General features: G+C 73.4%; 4 protein-coding genes. 1 reads left to right on the top strand and 3 read right to left on the bottom strand.

Annotated features, from left to right (window positions below):
• The first annotated feature begins 3 nt into the window (after positions 1 to 3).
• On the top strand, positions 4 to 837 hold the full coding sequence (locus tag JHD21_RS21650; protein ID WP_292679602.1) for an ECF transporter S component: 834 nt from the start codon (positions 4 to 6) through the stop codon (positions 835 to 837).
• Here the strand turns inward: JHD21_RS21650 and JHD21_RS21645 are convergent.
• The 3 genes from JHD21_RS21645 to JHD21_RS21635 form a co-directional block, all read right to left on the bottom strand.
• Positions 827 to 1,996 (bottom strand): PQQ-dependent sugar dehydrogenase, encoded by a 1,170-nt coding sequence (locus JHD21_RS21645; RefSeq protein ID WP_292679601.1) that lies wholly within the window; start codon positions 1,994 to 1,996, stop codon positions 827 to 829. The genes JHD21_RS21650 and JHD21_RS21645 overlap by 11 nt on opposite strands.
• Complete coding sequence (locus JHD21_RS21640; protein WP_292679599.1) at positions 1,996 to 2,934, bottom strand: alpha/beta hydrolase; 939 nt, start codon at positions 2,932 to 2,934, stop codon at positions 1,996 to 1,998. The genes JHD21_RS21645 and JHD21_RS21640 overlap by 1 nt, the downstream gene beginning before the upstream one ends.
• 46 nt (positions 2,935 to 2,980) lie before the next feature.
• Positions 2,981 to 3,184: hypothetical protein (locus JHD21_RS21635; protein ID WP_292679597.1), on the bottom strand; the 204-nt coding region annotated here is incomplete at its 5' end.

Raw genomic sequence — 3,184 nt, 5'->3', positions numbered from 1 at the left:
CACGTGAGCACGGTCTCGAGCAGGGCGGAGGCGGTGCGGGCCGTCCCGTTGTCCCGCCGGTCCGCGATGATCCTCGCGGTGGCGTCGCTGGGCGGCCTGATGATGCTGGTGTGGCCGCTGCTCGTCCGGGTGCAGCCCGAGACCCGCGTCGACCCGCCGTTCCTCTTCCTCGCGCTGCTCCCGGTCGTCATCGCCGTGGTGCTCGCCGAGCTCAGCGAGGGCGGGCTGGACACCCGGGTGCTGGCGGTGCTCGGGGTGCTGAGCGCGGTGATCGCGATCCTCCGGGCGGTGTCGGCCGGCACCGGGGGTGTCGAGCTCGTCTTCTTCATGCTGGTCCTGGCCGGGCGGGCCTTCGGCCCCGGGTTCGGCTTCGTGCTCGGCGTGACGTCCCTGTTCGCGTCCGCGCTCCTGACCGCGGGGGTCGGGCCGTGGCTGCCGTTCCAGATGCTGGTCTCGGCCTGGGTCGGCATGGGCGCGGGCCTGCTGCCGCGCCGGGTGACCGGCCGGGCCGAGATCGCGATGCTGGCGGCGTACGGCGTCGTCGCGGCCTACGCCTACGGCCTGCTGACCAACCTGTCCGGCTGGCCGTTCCTCCTGGGGATCTCCGTGCCGGGGCACGACCAGACCTCGATCTCCTTCGACCCGGCCGCCCCGCTGGTCGACAACCTGCAGGCGTTCCTGGCCTACACGCTGATCACGTCGACGACGAGCTTCGACACCGGCCGGGCGGTGACCAACGCGATCGCGATCGTCGTGCTCGGCCCCGCCGTGCTCGCCACCCTGCGGCGGGCGGCACGCCGAGCGACGGTCATCGGGACGACCGACGTCACGGCGTGACGCGCAGGATCCGGTCGTCCTCGGGTGCCGGTGAGCCCCGGCCGTCCTGGTTGGACGTGGTCAGCCACAGCGAGCCGTCGGGGGCGACGACCACCGTGCGCATCCGGCCGTACTCGCCGACGAAGTAGGCCTCCGGCTGGCCGGCGTCACCGTCGGAGTCGACCGGGATCTTCCAGAGCCGGTTGCCGCGCAGCGCCGCCATGTAGAGCGCACCCTCGGTGAAGGCGAGGCCGGAGGGCGAGGCGACGTCGGTGCCCCAGACCGCCTGCGGGTCGACGTAGCCGGCGTCCGTGCCGCCCTCGCCCTCGACCTCGGGCCAGCCGTAGTTGGCGCCCGCGTCGATCCGGTTCAGCTCGTCGAAGGTGTTCTGGCCGAACTCCGAGGCCCACAGCCGCCCGTCGTCGGTGAACGCCAGCCCCTGCACGTTGCGGTGTCCCCACGACCAGATCTCGTCCCCGAACGGGTTGCCGGGAGCGGGCTTGCCCTTGGGGGTCAGCCGGAGGATCTTCCCGGCCAGCGTCGACCGGTCCTGGGCGAGCTGGGGGTTGCCGGTCTCCCCGGTCGAGGCGTAGAGGAACCCGTCGGGCCCGAACTCGAGACGTCCGCCGTCGTGGATCGACCCCAGCGGTATCCCGGTGAGGATCGGCGTGGTGTCGCTGAGGCCGCCCTTGTCGAGGGTGGCGGTGACGATCCGGTTGTCGTTGTCGCTGCTGACGTAGAAGTAGAGCGTCCGGTCCTGGTCGAACTCCGGGGAGACCGCGACGCCGAGCAGGCCGCCCTCGCCCTGCGGGGCGGCGTCGCCGATGACGCCGATCTCGGTGACGACCTTGTCGGGGGCGATCTGGAGCACCTTGGCCGTGTCCCGCTCGGTCACCACGGCACTGCCGTCGGGCAGGAACGCCAGGCCCCAGGGCGCGACGAGCCCGGTCGCGATGGTCTCGACGACCTGCGGGGCGCTCGACGCGTCGTCGGACGGCGAGCCGGCGGACGGGTCGGTGGACCCGGTGGCGCCCTCGGTCTCGGTGGGGGAGGACGAGGTGGTGGGCGAGCCCGACCCCGTCGGGTCGACGTCGACCTTCACCTCGTCGCCGCCGTCCCCGCAGCCGACCAGGGCCGCGGTGAGCGCCAGGGCCGCGAGCCCCGTGGTCGTCCGGCGCATCAGGCGACCCGCTCGAGGAACTCGAGCAGCAGCTGGTGCACCCGTTCGGGCTGCTCCATCTGGATGAAGTGGGTGCCGCGCAGCTCCTCGTAGGTCGCCTCGGGGATCCGGGCCGCCGCCGACTGCATGTGCCGGGTGCCGGTCAGGATGTCCCACGTGCCGGCGACGAACGCGACGGGCACTCCGAGGCTGCTGAGGGACACCCGGCCGTGGGTCGAGGTGGCCAGGGCGAGCCGCATGTACCAGTCGATCGGGGTGGTGAGGAACTCCCGGATCGCCACCGCCGCCAGCTCGGGGTCGGGGACCGGGAGCATGAAGCCGGTGTGGGTGAGCACGTGCACGGTCCGGGGCCCGACGGGGAGCCGGGTCGTCACCGGCGTGAGGGCCCGTCCGGCCAGCGCCAGGGTGCGGGTGATGCCGACGCTGAGCGTGCGGTTGACCGCCCGGGGCAGCCGCAGCGGGCCGAGCATCGTGGCGAAGGTGTCGCCCGGGACGCCGGCCACCGCGAACAGGCCGCGCACCCGCTCCGGGTGGTGGTAGGCGAGCTCGAACATCGTGTTGACCCCCATCGACCAGCCGACCAGCACCGCGCGGTCGACGCCGAAGTGGTCCATCACCGACAGCGCGTCCTCGACGAACGCGTCGATGCCGCAGTGGCCCGGGTCGCGGGGCCGGTCGGAGCCGCCGGTGCCCCGGTGGTTCCACGACACGACCCGGACCCCGCACTCCTCGCGGAGCAGGGCGGGCCAGGCCCAGGCGCTGGTGCCGAGCCCGTTGCACAGCACCACGGTGGGGCGGTCGACCGCCGCGCCGTCCTCCGGGCCGCCGTTCGGGCCCGGGTCGTTGGTCCACGCCGTCAAGCGGGTGCCGTCGTCGGAGAGCACCTCGTGGAAGGCCAGGCGGGACTCGGTCGCGGCACGCGCCGCTGAGGTCGGCATGCGGAGATTGTGCCTGACCCCCGCATGCCGACCTGGCAGACGACCGTCAACCGCGCGTGGCGGTCTGGGGGAGGGAGCGGTGCGGGAGGTGCGAGACCGACGCCGCGTACGACGGGCCGTAGAAGGAGGCCAGGAAGTCGGCGACGTCCTGGTGCTCCCTCCGTCGCTGCGTGAGCGACGTGCCGGCGAGCATCGCGTTGCGTCGTGCGGTCTGCTGGGACTCGACCGGCCAGGCGCGAACGCGCTGGAC

It is taken from the genome of Nocardioides sp. (assembly GCF_016462705.1).
GTDB lineage: Bacteria > Actinomycetota > Actinomycetes > Propionibacteriales > Nocardioidaceae > Nocardioides.
Note: the sequence above shows the minus strand (reverse complement) of the source record. Positions and strands in the feature narration are given on the sequence as shown.

Bases quoted from the DNA above. Each gene is read 5' to 3' on its own strand.
- JHD21_RS21640 (WP_292679599.1), bottom strand. From the start codon at position 2,934: ATGCCGACCTCAGCGGCGCGTGCCGCGACCGAGTCCCGCCTGGCCTTC.
- JHD21_RS21645 (WP_292679601.1), bottom strand. From the start codon at position 1,996: ATGCGCCGGACGACCACGGGGCTCGCGGCCCTGGCGCTCACCGCGGCC.